This is a genomic window from Polaromonas sp. P1_E3 (assembly GCF_056405935.1).
Genome location: NZ_JBFUBD010000651.1, coordinates 1 through 1,094, shown reverse-complemented (window position 1 = coordinate 1,094; position 1,094 = coordinate 1). Strand labels below are relative to the sequence as shown.

At 63.1% G+C, this 1,094-nt stretch carries 1 protein-coding gene and 1 pseudogene; one reads left to right on the top strand and one right to left on the bottom strand.

From position 1 onward, the window contains the following. Positions 1-13: 13 nt before the first annotated feature. The gene (locus AC1D0Z_RS22515) at positions 14-466 is read left to right on the top strand and encodes an Lrp/AsnC family transcriptional regulator (protein WP_477660364.1); all 453 of its coding nucleotides are present in this window, start codon (positions 14-16) and stop codon (positions 464-466) included. A gap of 17 nt (positions 467-483) precedes the next feature. Here AC1D0Z_RS22515 and AC1D0Z_RS22510 read toward each other — a convergent pair. Beyond that, a pseudogene (locus AC1D0Z_RS22510) lies at positions 484-1,094 on the bottom strand (sigma 54-dependent transcriptional regulator); the annotation flags it as partial.

Sequence of the window (1,094 nt, the reverse complement as noted above, 5' to 3'; positions counted from 1 at the left end):
CCTCAGGGAGGCGCTGGACCGAACAGACCGGGCGATTCTCAGGACGCTTCAGCGCGACGCTTCGGTGTCCAACGTGGCGCTGGCGGCCAAGGTGAACCTGAGCGCGCCCGCATGCCTGAGGCGCGTGGAGCGGCTCAAGGAGCTTGGGCTGATCAAGGGCGTGGTGGCGCTGCTCAATCCGCACCTGCTTGACGTCGGCATGCTGGTCATGATCGGCGTGGTGCTTGACCGGTCGACACCCGAGTCGTTCGCCGATTTCGAAAAGGCGGCCCAGACGGTGTCGGGCTGCATGGAATGCCACGTCGTGACGGGCGAGTTTGATTACTTCATGCTGGTCCGCACCCGGGACAACGACAGCTTCAACCGCCTCCACGCGGAGCAACTACTGTATTTGCCGGGTGTGCGGCAGGTGCGTACCTTCATGGTGCTCAAGCAGGTGCTCTCGACCACCCAATTGCCGATCTAGTGCTGATCCAGTGCGGGTCAGGCTGAGAGTTTTTCCCAGCTCAGGTCAAACTTCAGCAGGTACTTGCGCAGCCTGTCTGCGTCATTGACCACGCTGCGCTGCGAGCGCGAGACATTGAACAAGGCTCGCCCGGCATCACTGAGGGACGCGCTATTGCGGCACACTTCGATCACGGCCTGAAGCTGCAGCCGGTCGAAATAATCCAGCGTGTCCGCGGCGCTTCCCATTAGTTCGGAGAGTGACACAACGCTTGCGCTGGCTTCATGTTCCGTCGCCTGCCACTGCCAGCGCAGCCGCGCGATCTCCGCTTCCACCAGGCCCACGCCGATACGGCCGTTGTCGCCCAGCGTGGCAAGACGCGTGATCGATGCGCTGAGGTCACGGAAATTGCCGGTCCAGACCGCCTCGCCCGACTGCGCAAAACGCAAATAGGCGGCGCGCGCTTCGGTGGTCATGCGGGTCTTGCGCCCCAGGTCTTCAGAGGCCAGCATGAGCTGGTGATCCATATTGGGCTCGATGTCCTCCCGGCGCTGGGAGAGGCCTGGCAGGGTGTAGGTCCAGAGGTTGATACGCGCAAACAGGTCTTCACGAAAGCGCCCGCGCGCGACTTCCGAGCGCAAGTCCCGGT